This is a genomic window from Paraliobacillus sediminis, from assembly GCF_003426055.1.
Genome location: NZ_QJSI01000003.1, coordinates 608314 through 627415 on the forward strand (window position 1 = coordinate 608314; position 19102 = coordinate 627415).

The following is a 19102-nucleotide window of genomic DNA, read 5'->3' on the forward strand; positions in this document are numbered from 1 at the left end:
GGCTTGTACTATTTTTATTCGAGTTACTGAAAGGCTATGCGAATAAATAGTTATTTTTTAGCCATGATAAGGAAAAAAGGAGTGACTAAAATGTTTTCACATATTAAGAAACTTCAGTACACGGCGAAACCAACTAGACCTGATCCTGTTTACGCTAAAAAACTTCAAGAAATTTTAGGTGGCCAATATGGCGAAATATCGGTAATGATGCAATATTTATTTCAAGGTTGGAACTGCAGAGCAAACGGGAAATACAAAGATATGCTTTTAGATATTGGAACAGAAGAAATAGCACATGTGGAAATGTTAGCTACTATGATCGCACAACTTTTGGACAATGCACCAGTGCAAGATCAAGAGGCAGGAGCAAAAGATCCTGTAATTGAAGCAGTTTTAGGTGGGATGAATCCACAGCACGCTATCGTTAACGGTCTAGGAGCACAACCAAATGATAGTGCTGGTTATCCTTGGAACGCACGATATACCATTTCTAGTGGAAATTTACTTGCTGATTTTAGAGCGAATTTAAACGCCGAATCTCAAGGAAGACTACAAGCCGTACGATTATATGAAATCACAACTGATCCTGGTGTGAAGGATATGCTTTCCTTCCTTATTGCGAGAGATACGATGCATCAAAATCAATGGATGGCTGCAATTGAAGAATTAGAACAAAAGCACGGTGCTGTTGTACCATCAACATTTAATGCTGAAAAACAGAAGCAGGATGTAGCATATGCATTTATGAACTTTTCTGAAGGCGAAGAGAGTAAAGCAGGGCGCTGGGCAAGCGGTAAATCAATGGACGGAAACGGAAACTTCCAGTATATTCAAAACCCACAGGCGAATGGTCAAAATCCTAGTTTAATGCCAGCACCTATCTATATTCATGGAACACCACCACTCCAGTAAGTTAATAGGTTTATAATAAACGTATTTTCCTAATGAAAACGTCTGTATGACAGTAAATAAAGAGAGCCTCCAGCTTGAAATGCAGGTAAACTGGAGGTTCTTTTATATTATGTTATTAATTTTTTACAAGCATCTTCACATACATAACACGCGTCAGCACATTTTTTACAGTGGTCAGGCTCATGTTTAGCGCATTCATCACCACAGACTTTACATGCTGTTGCGCACAGCTGTGCGTATTCTTGTACAAAAGCTGTATCATATGAAAGAGCTTGTTCAAAAGAAGCACAAATTGTTGCGCATTCTCGATCTAAACGAATGCATGCTTCCATTTTGTTTGCATCCTCTTCAAAACAAGAGGTGTAACAATGATTACAAGCCTCCATACATTCGTGCAACGTTTTAATTATGTCAGCATCTTTCTGATGACTCATCGTCGAATCTCCTCCTTTAATTCTTATATCCAATTATCATACCCAGTGTGTATCAAGCTGTACATAACAAGTAAAGGATTATTAATGTATTCAGATTAAGTAAAAATTTTACTTGAGTATTATAAGAAGTCTTAGGTAATAATAATGTAAATAAATCTCAGTTTTAAAACGTTAATTAACGGGTATTATTTTGTGTATTAGACAATTTTAAAAGAGTACGTATGAATAAGGAGTTATACATCATGAAGCTATTAAATTTGCTGGGGAATATAGAATACAAACTGATTAAAGAAAACAATTTAAATAAGATAGAAATTCACGGTATTGCTGAATCCTCTTCTGAAGTAAAACCAGGTTTTATTTTTGTGGCCATTGAAGGGTATACAGCAGACGGACACGATTATATTGAAGATGCAATTAAAAATGGGGCTTCTGTCATCGTCGGAGAACAAAAGCTTACTGATTTATCTGTACCATATATTTGTGTCGATAACAGTCGCAAAGCGTTAGCGATCATAGCGGGGAACTTTTATGGAAATCCATCTCAAAATAAAATAATGATTGCTATAACAGGAACTAATGGGAAAACAACTACAAGTTATCTCGTTAAGCATATCTTAGAAAGCAATGCCATGTCATGCGGATTAGTAGGCACAATTGAAACGATAATAAATGGAGAAAGTAATCCATCCATTAACACAACTCCTGGGTCACTCTCACTTAATAAATTATTGGATATAAGTGAAGATCAAGTCATTGTTTTGGAAGCCTCTTCTCACGGATTATTACAAAATCGACTTGAAGGGATGCATTTTGATATTTGTCTTTTTCTTAATTTAAGTCACGAACACTTAGATTACCATGATTCTATTGAAGAATATTTCGAGACAAAAGCAACTCTTTTTCAAATGTTAAAAGATAATGGACAAGCTATTATAAATACTGATGATAGTTGGGGCAAGAAGTTAAATGAACGGTTAAAGCATCGTGAAATTAAAACTTCTACAATAGGTAAAAGTTCTTCTAACGACTACTGTATTGAAATAACCAAACAGGATGGTTCTTTCAAACTTAAAAACCAAGGCAGAACCGAAGAAATAAATCCATCTATGAAGGGCATTCATAATATATATAATTCCAGTATGGCTTATGCAGTTGCACGACAACTTGGAGCTAACGAAAAATTAATAAGTCAGTCATTAAAAGACTTTCCAGGTGTTGATGGACGATTTCAAGTGTTTCCACAACTGAATGGCGCAAATGTTGTTGTTGATTACGCGCATACAACAGACGCTTTTTATCATTGTCTACATACTGCTAAAACAGCTGGGGCTAAAAGAATTGTTCATATATTTGGCTTTAGAGGGAATCGAGATAAAGCTAAGAGAAGAGACATGCTTGAAATTACAGCTGAACTTAGTGATCAATATTTGTTAACATTGGATGATTTAAATGCAGTACCTTTAGAAGTTATGATTGAGACACTTGAAAATATCCACAACACTATTGGTAACCATAAAGGATTAGTTATTCCAGATCGAACCTTAGCAATTCAACAAGCAATGGAAACCAGTCAAAATGGTGATTGGATTATTATTACTGGTAAAGGTCATGAAGCCTATCAGCAAGCGTTTAGCTTACCAACTAAATCGGATAAAGAGACCGTTACTTACTTAACTGAATAATTTGCATATGAACCAACACGATCAATGCTTTATGACACCTTTTCAATCGAAAATCGTATAATTATATATAGCGTTTTAATGGGAAGGAAGGATTAAAATTGATAAAAAGAGTAACCCGTTCTCTTGGTGATAGGAAATTGTTTGGTGTATTTGGAGGAATTGGTAATTACTATAATATTGACCCAACAATTTTAAGATTGGTATATACAGCTTTGACAATATTTAATCCAACTTTAGTTTTGATTTATATTTTAGCAATATGTATCATACCCGAGGAAATTTAAGAAATAGCTAATATTAAGACTATAAGAACTGATTAAAAGCCAAAATTATAAGAGCAACAAAACACTAATTTTCGCCCTTCTTTCTAACCCCTTAAAATATTAAGGTAACGGAGAGAAGGGTTAGTTATTTAGAATAAAATATTTATTAAATATATAACACCAGCTAAAACAGCATATTTACTGAAATCAATCCAACAATGCAAAATCCATATATAGACCAAGCGATAATTTTATTGTTTTTAGGAACTTCTTTAGTCTTAAAAACTTTGATGAATTTGTATGTCAAAAATAGAAATGCCAACATAGATACGATGAAAACATCGTTCATTCCTAACTTCACTCCTTTATAAATGCAACTATTGATATATTCTATAATAGCATAATTTCCAATAATATTAATTTTATGTATAATAAAAAACAACAATATTTTTGAAAATAACCTTTAGCAAATAGTCGAAATTCGTATAATTATTGGTGCATTATTCGAATGAAATAATGCTATAATATAGGTATTATTGAATTATAGAAGGTGATAGATATGAAAATAATTTGTTTCGGCGATAGCCTTACGCGTGGTGTATCTGTAGCAAAGGGAAGATTACGTATTTTGAAAGAAAACTATCCAGCCTTTTTACAACAATTATTTGCTGAAAATGAGGGAGAAGATGTTACCGTTATTAACAAAGGTGTTTTTAATGATAATTCTGATTCTCTGCTTTCCAGATTAGATAAAGACGTAATTGAACAACATCCTGATTATGCCATAATCGAAATTGGTGGAAATGATTGCAACTTTAATTGGAAAGAGGTTGTCAAAAGTCCAGGCGTTGAACACGCTCCCATCGTTCCAATTGATCGCTATATAGATAACATTAGAACAATGGTTACAAAAGTACAAGAAAGTGGCATAACACCTATTATTTCTACATTGCCACCATTAGATCCAGTACGTTATTATAAAAGTATTTCTGACAAATATACCGATGTAGTTGGACATCTGATTAGTTCCATGGGTGGTATTGAACACTGGCATGGTATTTATAACCGCAATCTTAATAAATTAGCAGATGAGTTAGGCGTGCTTAAAATTGATGTTAGAAGCGCAATAAAAAAAGCAGGAGATCTAGCCGAATTAATTAGTGATGACGGTATTCACCTTACAGCTGAGGGTTATAAGGTTTTTAGTAAAGATGTTTACAAAAGTATAACCCAATGGTCAAAAAAACAGGAAATCAAGCATACCTAAATATATGAAATAATATAAGGCGTGCACATAATCTTCGGTGCACGCCTCATATTTCTATTATTTAGCTATTAATAAATAGCTGCACCTACAATAATTAGAAGGATAAATAATACAACAATTAATGAAAATCCTCCGCCAAATCCCGCGCCTGGAACTACACCACATCCAGCACCTGCACCGTATCCGACTGGAGCGCCATAACCGCCATATCCTAAACTCATATATTTTTCCTCCTTATCTATTCGTTAGACAGATTTTCTTCTTTTTAGTAACCGAAACCTCCACCATAAGAAGCTCCTATAATTATTAACAATATAAACAATACGATGAGTAATGCAAAACCTCCACCAAATCCTGCTGGTGCAGCTGCTACTGGTTCACCCATTTGTAAATCCCTCCTTTTCTTAATGACTCTAAGAGTATACTATGGGATTACAAACAAAATGATATGGACAGATGTCCCGATTTATTTAAAAAGATGGGTAGAACACATCAAAAAACACTTCAATAATATTTTATGCTATACTGTAACTAGAAAATAAATATTAAGTCTGCAATCTTGCAGGAGAGGTTCTAGCTACACCCTCTATAAAAAACTAAGGATGGACGCTACCTTCCTTTAGGTGACGTTTTTTTGTTTTGTATGGTGTGTAGAATTCTCTTTTTTAATGGAAGGAGAATTTTTTTATGAAAAAAAATAGTAAAGCAATTGTTGTATTTAGTGGAGGACAAGATAGCACCACCTGTTTGTTCTGGGCACTTCAAAATTATGAACATGTTGAAACTGTCACATTCGATTACAATCAAAGGCACAATAATGAAATAGAAGTTGCGAAAGAAATTACTACAGAATTAAACGTCAAGCATCATGTTTTAGATATGTCTTTGTTAAACCAATTAGCGCCAAGTGCGTTAACGCGTGATGATATCGAGGTTAAAGATGGTGATAATGGCGAATTACCTTCGACATTTGTTCCTGGTAGAAACTTACTCTTTTTATCTTTTGCTACGATATTAGCTAAACAGATTGGTGCAAAACACATTATCACAGGTGTATGTGAGACAGATTTTAGTGGGTATCCAGATTGCCGTGATATATTTATTAAATCGTTAAATGTCACACTTAACTTATCAATGGATGATGGATTTGTTATTCATACGCCACTAATGTGGTTAGATAAAGCCGAGACATGGAAGTTAGCAGATGAGTTAAATCGATTCAATTATATTCGTGAAAAAACATTAACCTGTTACCACGGTGTTCGCGGGGACGGTTGTGGAGAATGTCCATCATGTAAGTTACGTCAGAACGGACTCGATACGTACCTTAAAGAACGTAATGAGGTGAGCGGTTAATGTACGGTTTTACAATTGTTGAAAACTTACAGAAGATTAATGAGGATATAAAACATCATGAGCTCAAATATCATACAAAACGGGTGATGGTTAGTAAAGAGTTCACTTTTGATGCTGCACATCACCTTCATTGTTATCAGGGAAAGTGTAAAAACTTACATGGACATACGTACAAAGTTATTTTCGGAATAAGTGGTATGGTAGATGAGATTGGCTTGGTTATTGACTTTGGCGATATCAAAGAGATTTGGAAGGAAGAGATTGAAATTCATCTTGATCATCGTTATTTAAACGATACGTTACCTAATATGAACACAACGGCAGAAAATATGGTGGTTTGGATTTATCAAAAGATGGAACAAGCCCTTCTAAAGCAATCAAACCAAAACCGTGTAGAGTTTGTTAAACTTTACGAAACACCAACGAGTTATGCTGAAGCTAGACGGGAGTGGATGAACGTTGAATAAATTCCCTGTACTAGAAATATTCGGACCAACCATCCAAGGTGAGGGTATGGTCGTTGGTCGGAAAACAATGTTTGTTCGAACAGCCGGTTGTGATTACAGTTGCTCTTGGTGTGACTCTGCTTTTACTTGGGACGGCAGTGCAAAGGACCAAATTGAAAGACTCACTGCAGATGAAATTATGGATAGACTAAAAGAAACAGGTGGAGATAAATTTGATCATGTTACAATATCAGGTGGAAATCCTGCACTTTTGGCAAAGCTTGATGAGTTAGTTGACGCCTTGCATGACCACGATATGGAAGTAGCACTTGAAACACAAGGAAGTCGTTGGCAGGAATGGTTTCTTAAGGTTAATGACCTCACTATTTCACCAAAACCACCAAGTTCAAAGATGAAGACAGATTGGGAGAAACTTGATCTTATTATTGAGAACTTACAAACTGGTAATCATATACATCAGACCAGTCTAAAAGTAGTCGTATTCGATGACGCAGACTTACTGTATGCGGAAAAGGTCCACCAAAGATATCCTACTATTGCGTTCTTTTTGCAAGTAGGTAATGATGAACTCGCAGAAAATAACGCAGCAAACCTTGCCAGTCATCTACTAGATAAATATGAATGGTTGATAGATAAAGTTGTTGCATCCACAAAATTAAATCATGCTCGTGTTCTGCCACAAGTTCATGCACTTGTCTGGGGTAATAAGCGTGGCGTTTAAAAGAATATCCAATTGGATATTCTTTTTTTATTTGTAATTTATTCTAACTATTGCGTTTCTCTGATTCAATGGAATATAATTTAACACCCTTGAAATTTTTGATTACGCCCATTAGTACAATATTATTCGAATGTGCGGCACACGTGGCTATGTAAGTTCAGTTTCATATCGAAACACAGCCCTAAAAAAAGTTTTATTTAGTGTTAACTATCCAGATTGACAATTTTTTTATATGTTATATAAGAGTGGATTATCGCTATAGCAGCAACTATCATAACCAAAGAAAATCCATAGATAAAGCTGTACTTGGGAATAATTATTATAAGTATGATACTTATAATACCGGTCAAAAGGGACAACTTACCTGTGAATCGATGTGTTATATCCCAAACTCTTTCATCACTCATTGTCCATTCTGTACGCACTCCGACTATCGAATTTGTTTTTACGTTTGGCATTAAATAACCGGTGATCATTAAGATAAATGAAAAAATTAGTCCCATTATTACGTTCACATCAAGATTGTAACCCAAATTAATAATAATGATCGTCATGTAGATTGTAAAAATCGTTAATAAAGTAATCATAATTAGTATTTCTTTCATATTATCGCTTATATTATCTTGGGAAGTTCTAAATATGAAACGAAATAGAGCATAAATTAGAATCATTATGAAAGGCATTGAATGTAAAGCTATTGACTCGATTGTAGTAGTGGCAACTTCACAGTTCAACCAATTAATGGCTATTTTTTTATTTAAACCTGTGTAGTAAAACACACTTATTAGCATTGATATTATAAGTATACTACTATTAGGAATCCTCTTTTTCAATTTTATCACCTTCATTGGTTTTAATAACCTATTTGTTAAAGATTTTCTTGATTTATTCTTCAAATCAATCTCTCCTCTAATTTAAAATTTCTTTTTATATCGATTTCACCATATAAATCGTTATCTTTATTAAAGATGACTGTTCCGTTAGTTGAATAGCAAATATAATTATTTCATAAACATAGATAATCTAAGACTACCATTATTATCCTCAATTTATTATAAATTTCCCAAAGCATCATCATTTTTTGTTGATTAATCATTCTGATACTTAAAACCAAGCAAGGTAAATATACAAATTGGTTGGTAGCAAAGCCATAATACTTTTGTATCGACCATTTATCAGTATATATTTTATAGGCATGCCAAGAATACGTGCATCATACATTTTTAATTGAATGATTATGTTCGATGTTAAATAAAATAAAGCTAGCTATATATTTAATTAGCGATTATGATTAATAAAATTATATAACATTTAATGCATGAGAGAACGGGAGAAACGTTAATGGATATTTTTATGTTAGTAAAGGCGATTATACTAGGTATGGTAGAGGGGTTGACTGAGTTCGCGCCAGTCTCCTCAACTGGACATATGATTATTGTGGACGATATGTGGTTGCAATCAGAAGTATTTTTAACTAAATATGTTGCGAATACATTTAAAGTTATGATTCAATTAGGATCGATTTTAGCAGTTGTAATCATTTTTAGGCATCGTTTTATTGATATGCTAAACTGGAAAACAAATAAAAGCAACATCGATAAACCAAGGCTCAAGCTGTCACAAGTGATAGTAGGACTTATACCTGCTGGCGTTTTAGGGCTTTTATTCGAGGATTATATTGATGAATATTTATTCTCAATAGAAACAGTTCTAATTGGTTTAGTAGTTGGTGCAATACTAATGATACTTGCTGATATTATTAGTAAAAAAGCGGCATCTGTACCCGTGGAAACTGTTGATCAAATTACGTATCGACAAGCACTCTTAATTGGACTTATTCAGTGTTTTTCACTTTGGCCAGGTTTTTCAAGGTCTGGATCTACGATTTCTGGTGGTGTTATGTTAGGGATGAGCCATCGAGCTGCCGCTGATTTCACATTTATCATGGCTGTTCCTATTATGCTAGGAGCCAGTTTGATATCTTTATTGAAAAATTTGCAATACTTTACTGTAGAGAGCATCCCATTTTTTATCGTTGGATTTATCAGTGCATTTATCTTCGCTTTAATTTCTATACAGTTTTTTCTGAAACTAATTAACAAAGTAAAACTAGTACCTTTCGCGATCTATCGGATTTTATTAGTTGCAGTCATATATGTTGTTTACTTTTAATTCATTTGTAGCCATAAGATCATCGATTATGAGTAACCTATGATAGAGTTAAATTAACAAGCAGTATTGACATGGTTTTAGACATGTTATAGAATTAGCAGAAATAGGAAGTTAGTCTGCCATGCTATAGTATTTATAGTAATGATATTAAAAGTATCACAATTAGGAGAGTACTACTTAATCATTTGGTAGTACTCTTTATTCATGCTGAAGTCCATTGATTACATGTAATATTCTAGTCAATTTTACATAGATAGCTAAAGTAGGGGGTAGATTTAAATGGTATTTGTCAAAAGATATGTATTCATGATAATGGTAATAATGGCGGGATTGCTACTTGCATCTTGTGGTGATGATGCTACTTCTTCAGAGAATGAAGATTCAAAGGAAGAGGTTAAAGATTCTGAGGATTCAGAGTTCCTGACTGCTGATGGAAGAATTAAGGGTGAGGAAGACGGAGATCCTAGACGGATGCTTATTGACGAAGATATGATAGGTGTAACAAGAGATATAATTTCTATAGATGAGTACAACGAAGAGTTTGCAGAGGATTACGGTTACCTGAATTTAGTAACTAATCAAGACTATGGTGCAGATACCCTATTAATTTTAGATGGCGAGTATTCTTACGTTGAAGACTCTAGTGATCTTGTTAAATACGGTAAGACAGGAGATGCTATTTGGAGAGTTGATGAGGTTAAGTCTCACGGTCATTATACTGATTTTGATGATGAGCATATACTTTGGTCAGATACTAATGAGGAGAATAGCGCAGGTGATAGAATTACAGAAATGAAGTTAATCAGCAAGGAGACAGGAGAGGTAGTTGACGATGACTTTTTAACTCTTGATTTTGAGAGTAACACCTATGCTATAGACCCAGAGAATTCAGTAATGTATATAGCTTCCTATTCGGATATAATGTATATTTATGACTATGAAACAAAAACTCTTGATACATTTATAGAGGGACAACTTGGAGATGATGCAGGTAATTATAATCTTGGTTTAACAGACAATGGACTTGTACTATATAATAATAATAAGATTACTATTTATAGTAGAGAGACCTCCGAATTACTATGGGAGACAGGTGATATAAATTATAAACTTATAAATTCTAGTTTACTTAACAAACAGACAGACCTAAAAATTGAGGATAATATGCTTTACTACTATCTAATAGATACAAAAGAGTATATAGAGTTTAGTGTTGAGGATTTAGAGGTTGCAAAAGTGCAAACAGTAAATACAGAATTCCTAGATGGAGTTACTCCTTCTATAAGTAAGAGATTAAACACACCAGAGCTTACAACTAGTGGGTATATAGTAATAGACTATGACTATGACCTTCTACTATATGATTTTGAGCAGGAAAAGTTTGTTTTAGACCTTATGGTAGGAAGAATAAACGGTTTTTATGACACTAAGTTATACAGCAATAACTTAATTTACGAGACAGGTTTAGACTACCTATCTATTTTTAACTACGCAACAGGAGAAGAGATCATAACGGTTGAGATTCCTGATGAAATAGGTGTTCAGGGTCTAATTCCTAATAGTAAGTTCGTTATGTTCGGGGTCGAAGAAGCTTTAGGTTTAAAGTAAAACCTATTAAAACAGAAGTACGATTATTAGAGTAAGGGCTGTAATTAATAGAGATAGTACTATATTAGTGTATTGAATAGGTTACACTTAGTTGGACAAAAAAATTAAGGGCAAGTAGAATGATACTAAAAAAGGGGAGAATCTACTATGTCGCAGAAAAGAAGAACGTTTACCACAGAAGTTTAGAAGCAAGTTGTTGAGAACGGAAAAAAGCGTCAATATATAATCCGTGAATATGAATTAATTGCATTTGCCTTGGACAAATAGATTACACAATTCCAACAATCTGGTTTGTTTAAAGAAAACGACAATCGAAGCCGTGAGGAAAAGGATCTGATTGCGTTAAGAAAAAGAAATACACAGTTAGAAATGTAAGTTGATTTTTTAAAGCAATCTGCGCTTATCACGGGACGACAATCGAAGTGATTGAATAGAATCGACACATCTGTTCGGTCATGTATATTGTTTACTTTTAATTAGTAGTGACATTCATCACGGACGATGGATGTCGCTACTTTTTAGTTATTATAAACTAAAGTGTTCAAGGCTCTTATCGACAATATCTTGATTTATTCCAATATATCGAAGTGTGATATCTGGTGAGGAGTGGTTAAAGATATCTTGTAATAGTGCCACGTTTTTATTAATTGTATAATGCCAAAATCCAAATGTTTTACGCATACTGTGTGTTCCAAAATCTTCAATTCCAACATTACTCGCTGCTTGACTTAATACCTTATAGGCTTGAACTCTTTTTAAAGGCAAATCCGTTTTCTTAGAAGGAAATAAATAATCTTCATCACTTAATTCAATCGTGTAATCTGAAATGATATTTCTTAATTCAATATTAATAAGAAATCGTTTATTTTTCCTCGTTTTTGTTTCCTTCATAACAATATGCGATTTCCCTCGGACATCTTGAACACGCAATGGAAGGAGGTCACTAATTCGCAGTCCAGTGTTAAGACCCATTACTAATAGAAAATAATTGCGATACGATGTGTTTAATAATGCTGTTTTCATCATCTCAATTTGATGTTTATCTCTGATTGGTTGGACAGTTTGCATGCCCTTACTGATTAATGCATGGTAATCCGATTTGACTGACTGGATTCTTCTTGGATCTCTTAGTTTTGTTTTATTCAAATCTTCTATTTTTTTAGTAAGTTCATAGTCACCATATTTTTTTAATAGATAGATATATTCGCCTTCTGTTAAATTGACATATGTTGCATATGCTATTTTTTCGATATAAATAACCCCCTAATTAACCCCATGCAGAGAGAGGCTCACAGATGAAATTATCTCATCGGTCACGACCAACTGCATGACTAATTCTCTTAAAATGCGATTCTGCGTTAAAGGTACAAGTGTTCCTATTTATAAGCAGAATACCATTAAGTGTATTTTGAAATAGCCGTTTTACTAATTATGTATGAACGTTAAACTTCAATATGTATTATACCATTATTTGATAAAAAGCGATATAATGAATTTAACCTTGATTCGACTTGTTTTCACAAATTTTCATAATGAAACATAATACATATTATGTTTCATTGAATAATTTTACAGTAAAAAAATAAGCAATATTACTATTAATCTACTAAAAAAAGGATACGCATGTTAAGATTTAATAGTATTTGGTAATATTGCTAAGTAAATGGAGGTAGCCTAATTTGTTGATACGAAATATTGAATCTGAAGACTTTGAAAAAATAACGCCTATTTTACGTGATTGGTGGGGAGGAAGGGATATGTCTCTTCCGAAGCTATTCTTTGACCATTTTCAGAATACAAGTTTTGTCATGGAGGATAACAATAAAATAATAGGATTTCTAATTGGATTTTTATCTCAATCTCAGGATGGCGAAGCATATATTCATTTTGTTGGGATAGAACCAACTTTCAGAAATAAAGGGATAGCCAATAGTCTTTATAATTTATTCTTTGAAGAGGTCCAAAAACAGAATGTACATAAGATAAAGTGCATCACTTCAATTGTAAATAAAAAATCGATTGCTTTTCATACAAGGATGGGATTTGATATTGTACCAGGAGATAATTTAATTGATGGTATCAGCGTTCATTCGGATCATGGTGGAGAGGGTGTGGATAGAGTATTATTTTTTAAAGAGATAAAGTGATTTTTAAGAAACCACGTCGTTACTACAATAAGCAACAGAAACTGCATATCAACAACTTCTGGTTCCGCTAGACCAACTGTTAGTTATGGCGTATTTTTAAAAAGTAAAGGTCAGGATAGATCACTTACTTTATTTGAACATTTTATTACCATCATGACATCTTAATTTGAAAGGAAGCGGATCTAGCAATAATATGGAAAGAGGTAGAAGTAGTGAATAAATTTTATAAGGTGCTAAAATATGTTAATGACAGATGGGTATTTACTTTAATAATGTGAATATATACTTGCTCTATATACGCAACAGTTTAGTGGTAAGATTCGATTAACTAATTGGGTATTAGAAAGGATTTTAATATGGATAAATATAAAGTGATCTTATTTGATTTAGACGGAACGCTGTCAGACCCCAAGGTAGGAATAACTAAATCAGTTCAATATACGTTACATAAAATGGATATTGATTAGCCTGATATTATTGGAAGTCAATGTTATCAAATCGTTCTAAAATGATTTTAAGCAACTGGTCATTATCCATCACATCACCTCATTAGTAAAACCTCGTTCTTTTAACGATTTTAATAGAATGGCAATGTTAGAATATAACTCATTCTCAAACATCCCCTTTTCCTTAAACCTCTCCCTATAATAATTTATTGCTTTTTGTGTATGCTCCTCATCAAAATTGTAATATTCGGCAAACGACACTTGTAATGGAGGACCAATAAAACATTCTAGTTTATCACAATCAAGTTTTAAGCAGACTTGATCGTATAGATAAAAGTCAGCAAGATGATAGTAAAGGAACATTACATGTAACCTACAGTATCTAGTGTGATGTTGATTATTTAAGCGAGAAAACAGGTATACATGATATGAAAATAAATAATTTTTAGAATTGAATCCAGTCTTAACAAAAAGGCTGGGTTTACTTTTACCTGATAATGTACGTCTAATTCCAACCAAGTGTTTCATTTTAATACGGTCTCAAATATTTTGAATTTAGCGTGAATGGCCTATTCTATTGACATCACCTATGTGCTTTTGCTACCTTTGTCCTAGTTAATAAAATGTGCTTCTTTAGATATAGAAGTAAGTTGCAGAAGGTTGGTGTTTATGAAACACGGTATAGTTGTTGCAGGCTCGCTAATTGTGGCATTTGCATTTAATTTCTTTCTTGTACCATACGGAATCTTGAGTAGTGGAATAAGTGGTATCGCTATTTTACTTGGGTTACTCACACCATTTAGTATCGGAATTATTAATTTAATTCTGAATTTGCCTTTACTTTATTTAGGCTACAGGAAACTCGGAAAAGTAATTACGATTAATACAATCACTTGTGTTGTTTCGTTATCTATCTTCTTGTACGTTATACCAGTCATACCCGTAGCGGAGAATGTTTTGTTATCCAGTATATTTGGAGGGGTTATTGGTGGTCTTGGTATAGGTCTTATTTTAAAGTACTCCGGTACATCTGGTGGGCTAGATATCATCGCGATAATTATATCTAGAACAAGTAATATAAGTGTAGGTATGTTACTCACAGGAATGAATGGCATTATTGTACTTATTTCTGGTGCTGTTTTTGATTGGAATATTGCGTTGTACACGATGTTATCAATATTTATCACTGGAAAAGTAATTGATACAATTCACACGAATCATATCAAATTAACGATGCAAATTGTTACTACCAAAGGAGAAGTGATTCGCCAAGATTTGATCGAATCAATTTATCGAGGAATAACGATTATGGATGGTTATGGCGGTTACACACAAGAAAAGAAACAAATTTTAATGATGGTCGTGACACGTTATGAAACAATGCAGATTAAATCAATTGTGCGCAAATATGATTCAAAGGCATTTATTAATATTTACGAAACTGTAGAAGTAGATGGAGAATTTGCGCGAAACTAAGCTAATGGAAATGCCTTGCGCTATAATTTTATAGTGCAAGGCATTGTTAATATACAAGTATTATATGAAAAGAAATGGTTTCGGTGCATGTGTATTATGATCCGCATGCCTCGTTGTTTTCTTGTCAATTAATAGAGAAGGACATTCTTTTTGAAAATCATACGGAATAAATTGTTGATATTCTTTTGGAAAAATCGCCGCATCGCGGAAGGATCTGTATGGCATATCAATTAGATCCGAATTAGTATTTTGCGCTTCTAAATGGTTGACAATTGTTTCGCCAATATATCTCCCCAGAACAAGTCCTTGATCATTGTCAGACGGAAAATGGACACCAGCATATAAACGACCACGCGCATTATCTTCAGCAATTTTCGTTAATTTCTTTGCTTCCTTAGGAAAGAAATAACTGAGCACAACTTCACAACATCCTGCCATCGTAGCATGACCAGACGGATATGTTGGGAAATTCGGCGTACACAACAATGTTCTTAACGTTTGGTCATATTGATTTGGTCTAGCTACATCCCATTTGTACTTTAGATCCCACACCAGAATCATCGTATCGTTTATTGCACCGTGCACTGAAGCAAGTACTCTTGTGGCATGCAATGGAGAAACATTATACGTATCAATTAATTTATCAATTACAGGTGTCCATTGTTTAGTGGGGACACCTGTTCCGTAGTAGGTACCTATCTTATTTTGCCCAGGCGTTAAGTTATCCAATGTTTTTATGACTACATGCAGTTCTTTGTCAAAATCAATTTCAGTAGGTGCTGTTAGAGGTAAATCTAACTTCTTACCTTCTGTATTTAGGAAATGACCATCTTTATCTCGCTTTAAAAAGACAAGCGGCCAAGAACCAGCTAAAGGCGTGTCTGAATAACGCGGAGGATTACTTTCCCCAGCATAAGGTAATTCTGACCACCGTAAATAATTTATCTTCATATTCGTTCACCACCATATTTTTAATATAGTGTATTTGAAAAAGGAGTATGTGAGTGGGCTTTTGATGTTTTAACAATAACGTGGTAGAAATTTAACTTTGATTAAATATGTTAACGGCACAGAAGTCATTTACTAAATTAATAATGAAAACTTAGTTGTTTATACGTATGCCAACTGTTAACAAAATGCCCAACAGCAAGTAAAATAACTGCAAGTACTAGGTAGGTTGATTGGCTCCATAAAGACACAAAGAAAAATGCGAAAACTGGAAAAACCGCCATAGGAATTGGTATTAATACTATAGGTTTATATAGTAGTTTAAAATCATGTCCTTTTACGACATATCTGATCCATAAGCCATAATAAAAGAGAATACAAAGCCCAAACAAGACAAACAGACTATCAATATTAATAGATTGATAGTTTTCTTTTGACATTACCAAAATAAAGATACAAGACACCTGACCAACTCGTTCCAATAAAGTAAACAGGAATCCAGCATCGGATTTGGAAAGTTTGTTAGTAGGAGGGAAGATAAGAATTAATAAATTGGGAACAAGTATTAAAACTGCAAGTAACAATCCAGTTAGTGAAAACCCCATATTTCTCTCCTTTGTTTCGTTATTTACAAGATAATTTTATTTATCAGAAATTTGTTGCTTAATCGGTTCAAATTCAAATAACTTTCCTTCATAGATAAGCTCTAAACGATCATTTTTCCGAAAATCATCTGGCGTCACTAAAGCAGCAAGTTTATCCCAAAGTTTAATTCCAGAACGATTAAGAACCTCCGCAACAAATTGAGAACAAAAATAGGAATTACTGAACTCAACCGCTTCGTTAACAGATATCCCCATTAAACCAAGAAAATTATAAAGAAATTTATCATTATTTCGAATAAAGACATTCAAAATTCTGTTCATCTTTTTCTTTTCCCGTTCTGTAACAGCAAGTTTATAAATCACACATGTCGTATCTTTGTACTTACTATATGTACCGGTAAAAATATCTTCTTTAACAAAACCACCATTTAATGGGTTGGTTGGCTTTTTTCGTCCAAAGCTGTACATTTGCTTCAATTCTGGATCAAATGAAAGGGAAGCATGATTATAAGGTGCTTTCGTGTATTTTTTAATTATGTTAGAAAATAATGTTCCTGTATCGGAGAGCATAATATAAACATAGCGATCTGAAGTCATTTTAATTCCTTCTTTTCATAAAATTATTCTTTATTCTTCAATTATATAGTATTCTAGTTAAATACATACAGTATTTTAGCATAATTCAACTTAAGGGTGATAAAAAATGACAGAGGTATTATGGACTTTATCTATTATTTTCATAGGATTAGTATCGGCGACTATTATATTATCAATTATTAAAAAGAAAGAAAGGAATAAAGACTTTTCTAGTATTTTCAACCGTTTAAAAACGTGGTGGGGAATGTTTGCTGTCTTTTTTGTAGCAACATTGTTTGGTCCAATCGTTTCTCTATTTGCAATTATGTTTCTTTGTTTCTTTTCATTAAAAGAGTATTTCTCCATGATAAAAACAAGGAAGTCTGATCGTCGCATATTTTTGTGGGCTTATTTAACAATTCCTATGCAGTTTTATTGGATATATATTGGTTGGTACGGTATGTTTATCGTGTTCATACCCGTATATGTCTTTCTGTTTTTACCTTTACCACGCATTATTGGGAAAGGTACATTCGGTTTCTTACGATCAGTTAGCTTGACGCAATGGGGCTTAATGCTAATGGTATTCGGTTTGAGTCATCTAGCTTATTTCCAATTCGTTTCACCAGAATATGGATCTAATTTAGTCCTATTCTTAATTGTATTGACACAGTTAAATGATGTTGTTCACTTTCTAATTTCTCTCTATATTGGTCGCAAAAAAATTGTACCCTCAGCTAATCCATACATCACATGGGAAGGGTTCATTGGAGCGTTAATTATCACGACAAGTATATCTTACTTTCTCTATCCATTTCTAACTCCATTTGATCTAACATTCGGTATCCTGTCCGGGCTAATTATAGGAATTGCTGGATTCGTCGGAAGTTTAACAATTTCTGTTCTAAAACGAGATTTGTTAATAGGAGATAAAGTGAAATTAGATAAAATCATCTACTTGAATCGAGTAGACAGCTTAGCGTATACTTCACCAATATTTTTTCATATCATTCGGTACTTTTTTGATTTCATGTAGAAATAAAAGCATGATCTCATACAAATAAATTCAAAATCATTAAATATCGAACATGTTTTAAACGAAGTTAAATAAAATAAATAGAAGGGGGTGGGGAAGCTGATTAATAAAAAAACGTTAATCGTTCTTCTTCTCTTACTATTTGTACTTTTTGTTGGTATTCCGTTAGGTGTTAGCCTGTATTATGGAAATATACCATTTTATAATAATGATACTCTAGAAGCTAATGATATTTTAGTATCGAATGATGAAAACATTAATGAAAGTGAATTAACTTTTATTAAAAATAATACATACACATGGGAAGAAATAAAAACGTATGTTGTCAGAAATCGAATGACGTTTTCTCACGTATTTAGAAATACAGTAATATTAATTAGTGTTGCTATTGTGGCAGTTATGCTGGATAGATTTCTTTTTAGAAGGTCCTAAAAAAGGTACATGTTCTATACTATAATTCTACTAGGCGATATCATTAATTTGAAAACAATTAGAGAGAGCCTTAAAAGCTAGTGAACCTATATACACAAAGGGATAAGCAAGACTTCTAACTATGTAAATGTTTATAAAAAAAGCGCTTTAACTTATATTTTTGTTACAAATACCCTTTCACATTTTAATGATACTGCATATAGTATCTTGAAACGTGAAAAGGAGGGAAAACAATGTCTGCAGGATATAGTTATGGTGGCGGTTTTGCATTAATCGTTGTACTGTTTATTTTGTTAATAATCATTGGAGCATCTTACGGCGGTTACGGATACTAAGGAATACTTTTTAAAAAGTGGCTGACTCAAAGTAGTATTAAAACTACTTTGAGCCAGCTTTTTTAATAAAATACGCTTCACATATTGTTCTAGCTTATTTTAATTTTTAAGATTAATCATGAGTAGACGATACCTTTTACTTAAATAAACAGAAATAAATATTGTTTATTTTAAGGATTTCTAAAAAATAGTAGTCTTGCCCAGTCCATTTTATTT

Annotated in this window: 22 protein-coding genes, 3 pseudogenes and 1 riboswitch; of the genes and pseudogenes, 16 read left to right on the forward strand and 9 right to left on the reverse strand. The window is 33.2% G+C overall.

The genetic code is table 11. The features are described 5' to 3' along the window. Positions 1 to 90: 90 nt before the first annotated feature. Complete coding sequence (locus tag D2K60_RS15685) at positions 91 to 912, forward strand: manganese catalase (protein ID WP_117169494.1); 822 nt, start codon at positions 91 to 93, stop codon at positions 910 to 912. Between the two features lie 107 nt (positions 913 to 1019). Here the strand turns inward: D2K60_RS15685 and D2K60_RS15690 are convergent, their stop codons facing one another. After that, the gene (locus tag D2K60_RS15690) at positions 1020 to 1346 is read right to left on the reverse strand and encodes a four-helix bundle copper-binding protein (RefSeq protein ID WP_117169493.1); all 327 of its coding nucleotides are present in this window, start codon (positions 1344 to 1346) and stop codon (positions 1020 to 1022) included. 242 nt (positions 1347 to 1588) lie between these two features. On the opposite strand from D2K60_RS15690, the gene D2K60_RS15695 reads away from it, so the two are divergent. The 3 genes from D2K60_RS15695 (at position 1589) to D2K60_RS15705 (ending at position 4561) form a co-directional block, all read left to right on the forward strand. Continuing rightward, positions 1589 to 3031 (forward strand): UDP-N-acetylmuramoyl-L-alanyl-D-glutamate--2,6-diaminopimelate ligase, encoded by a 1443-nt coding sequence (locus tag D2K60_RS15695; protein WP_162880735.1) that lies wholly within the window; start codon positions 1589 to 1591, stop codon positions 3029 to 3031. 98 nt (positions 3032 to 3129) lie between these two features. Next, the gene (locus tag D2K60_RS15700) at positions 3130 to 3315 is read left to right on the forward strand and encodes a PspC domain-containing protein (protein ID WP_117169491.1); all 186 of its coding nucleotides are present in this window, start codon (positions 3130 to 3132) and stop codon (positions 3313 to 3315) included. Positions 3316 to 3853: 538 nt separating this feature from the next. Continuing rightward, entirely contained in the window at positions 3854 to 4561 is a 708-nt protein-coding gene (locus tag D2K60_RS15705; protein ID WP_117169490.1) for an SGNH/GDSL hydrolase family protein, read from the forward strand. A 68-nt stretch (positions 4562 to 4629) separates the two neighbouring features. On the opposite strand, the gene D2K60_RS15710 is transcribed toward D2K60_RS15705, so the two are convergent. Both D2K60_RS15710 and D2K60_RS15715 read right to left on the reverse strand, forming a co-directional pair. Then, positions 4630 to 4782, reverse strand: coding sequence for a YjcZ family sporulation protein (locus D2K60_RS15710; RefSeq protein ID WP_117169489.1), 153 nt, complete (start codon positions 4780 to 4782; stop codon positions 4630 to 4632). A gap of 44 nt (positions 4783 to 4826) precedes the next feature. Beyond that, positions 4827 to 4946, reverse strand: a complete 120-nt coding sequence (locus D2K60_RS15715) for a YjcZ family sporulation protein (protein WP_117169488.1) — start codon at positions 4944 to 4946, stop codon at positions 4827 to 4829. Between the two features lie 176 nt (positions 4947 to 5122). Continuing rightward, positions 5123 to 5167: riboswitch (PreQ1 riboswitch) on the forward strand. 81 nt (positions 5168 to 5248) lie between these two features. Here D2K60_RS15715 and queC point away from each other — a divergent pair. From queC to queE, 3 genes are read left to right on the forward strand one after another with little or no spacing between them, the layout of a single operon-like run. Next, positions 5249 to 5917 (forward strand): 7-cyano-7-deazaguanine synthase QueC, encoded by a 669-nt coding sequence (gene queC / locus D2K60_RS15720; RefSeq protein ID WP_117169487.1) that lies wholly within the window; start codon positions 5249 to 5251, stop codon positions 5915 to 5917. Beyond that, a complete protein-coding gene (gene queD / locus D2K60_RS15725; RefSeq protein ID WP_117169486.1) occupies positions 5917 to 6384 on the forward strand; it encodes a 6-carboxytetrahydropterin synthase QueD in 468 nt (155 codons plus the stop codon). The genes queC and queD overlap by 1 nt, the downstream gene beginning before the upstream one ends. Then, complete coding sequence (gene queE, locus D2K60_RS15730) at positions 6377 to 7105, forward strand: 7-carboxy-7-deazaguanine synthase QueE (RefSeq protein WP_117169485.1); 729 nt, start codon at positions 6377 to 6379, stop codon at positions 7103 to 7105. The genes queD and queE overlap by 8 nt, the downstream gene beginning before the upstream one ends. 203 nt (positions 7106 to 7308) lie before the next feature. Here queE and D2K60_RS15735 read toward each other — a convergent pair whose 3' ends face one another. Further along, the gene (locus D2K60_RS15735) at positions 7309 to 8001 is read right to left on the reverse strand and encodes an SdpI family protein (protein WP_117169484.1); all 693 of its coding nucleotides are present in this window, start codon (positions 7999 to 8001) and stop codon (positions 7309 to 7311) included. 445 nt (positions 8002 to 8446) lie between these two features. Between D2K60_RS15735 and D2K60_RS15740 the strand changes: the two genes are divergently transcribed. From D2K60_RS15740 to D2K60_RS21360, 3 genes and pseudogenes are all read left to right on the forward strand, one after another. Next, on the forward strand, positions 8447 to 9277 hold the full coding sequence (locus tag D2K60_RS15740) for an undecaprenyl-diphosphate phosphatase (protein ID WP_117169483.1): 831 nt from the start codon (positions 8447 to 8449) through the stop codon (positions 9275 to 9277). 279 nt (positions 9278 to 9556) lie between these two features. After that, positions 9557 to 10885, forward strand: coding sequence for a hypothetical protein (locus tag D2K60_RS15745; protein WP_117169482.1), 1329 nt, complete (start codon positions 9557 to 9559; stop codon positions 10883 to 10885). A 204-nt stretch (positions 10886 to 11089) separates the two neighbouring features. Continuing rightward, positions 11090 to 11257 (forward strand): annotated as a pseudogene (locus D2K60_RS21360) (IS3 family transposase); the annotation flags it as partial. A gap of 153 nt (positions 11258 to 11410) precedes the next feature. On the opposite strand, the gene D2K60_RS15750 reads toward D2K60_RS21360, so the two are convergent. After that, positions 11411 to 11953 (reverse strand): site-specific integrase, encoded by a 543-nt coding sequence (locus D2K60_RS15750; protein ID WP_117170361.1) that lies wholly within the window; start codon positions 11951 to 11953, stop codon positions 11411 to 11413. 611 nt (positions 11954 to 12564) lie between these two features. Here D2K60_RS15750 and D2K60_RS15755 point away from each other — a divergent pair. Together D2K60_RS15755 and D2K60_RS21020 are read left to right on the forward strand one after the other, a co-directional pair. Beyond that, positions 12565 to 13032 carry a GNAT family N-acetyltransferase gene (locus D2K60_RS15755; protein ID WP_117169481.1) on the forward strand — a complete coding sequence of 156 codons (468 nt, stop codon included), beginning with the start codon at positions 12565 to 12567 and terminating at the stop codon, positions 13030 to 13032. 356 nt (positions 13033 to 13388) lie between these two features. Next, positions 13389 to 13493: pseudogene (locus D2K60_RS21020) on the forward strand (HAD family hydrolase); the annotation flags it as partial. A gap of 93 nt (positions 13494 to 13586) precedes the next feature. Here the strand turns inward: D2K60_RS21020 and D2K60_RS21365 are convergent. Continuing rightward, positions 13587 to 13781 (reverse strand): annotated as a pseudogene (locus D2K60_RS21365) (HAD family hydrolase); the annotation flags it as partial. A 366-nt stretch (positions 13782 to 14147) separates the two neighbouring features. Between D2K60_RS21365 and D2K60_RS15770 the strand changes: the two are divergent. Beyond that, positions 14148 to 14954, forward strand: coding sequence for a YitT family protein (locus D2K60_RS15770; RefSeq protein ID WP_117169480.1), 807 nt, complete (start codon positions 14148 to 14150; stop codon positions 14952 to 14954). 60 nt (positions 14955 to 15014) lie between these two features. Here D2K60_RS15770 and D2K60_RS15775 read toward each other — a convergent pair whose 3' ends face one another. The 3 genes from D2K60_RS15775 to D2K60_RS15785 all read right to left on the reverse strand — a co-directional run bounded on the left by D2K60_RS15775 (position 15015) and on the right by D2K60_RS15785 (position 17104). Further along, a complete protein-coding gene (locus tag D2K60_RS15775; RefSeq protein WP_117169479.1) occupies positions 15015 to 15905 on the reverse strand; it encodes a vanadium-dependent haloperoxidase in 891 nt (296 codons plus the stop codon). Between the two features lie 137 nt (positions 15906 to 16042). Beyond that, positions 16043 to 16507 carry a hypothetical protein gene (locus D2K60_RS15780; protein ID WP_117169478.1) on the reverse strand — a complete coding sequence of 155 codons (465 nt, stop codon included), beginning with the start codon at positions 16505 to 16507 and terminating at the stop codon, positions 16043 to 16045. Between the two features lie 36 nt (positions 16508 to 16543). Continuing rightward, positions 16544 to 17104 (reverse strand): C40 family peptidase, encoded by a 561-nt coding sequence (locus D2K60_RS15785; protein WP_117169477.1) that lies wholly within the window; start codon positions 17102 to 17104, stop codon positions 16544 to 16546. A 106-nt stretch (positions 17105 to 17210) separates the two neighbouring features. On the opposite strand from D2K60_RS15785, the gene D2K60_RS15790 reads away from it, so the two are divergent. From D2K60_RS15790 to D2K60_RS15800, 3 genes are all read left to right on the forward strand, one after another. Further along, positions 17211 to 18119 (forward strand): phosphatidate cytidylyltransferase, encoded by a 909-nt coding sequence (locus tag D2K60_RS15790; RefSeq protein ID WP_117169476.1) that lies wholly within the window; start codon positions 17211 to 17213, stop codon positions 18117 to 18119. A gap of 90 nt (positions 18120 to 18209) precedes the next feature. Beyond that, entirely contained in the window at positions 18210 to 18551 is a 342-nt protein-coding gene (locus tag D2K60_RS15795) for a hypothetical protein (protein ID WP_117169475.1), read from the forward strand. 233 nt (positions 18552 to 18784) lie between these two features. After that, on the forward strand, positions 18785 to 18886 hold the full coding sequence (locus D2K60_RS15800) for a YjcZ family sporulation protein (RefSeq protein WP_117169474.1): 102 nt from the start codon (positions 18785 to 18787) through the stop codon (positions 18884 to 18886). Positions 18887 to 19102: the final 216 nt, after the last annotated feature.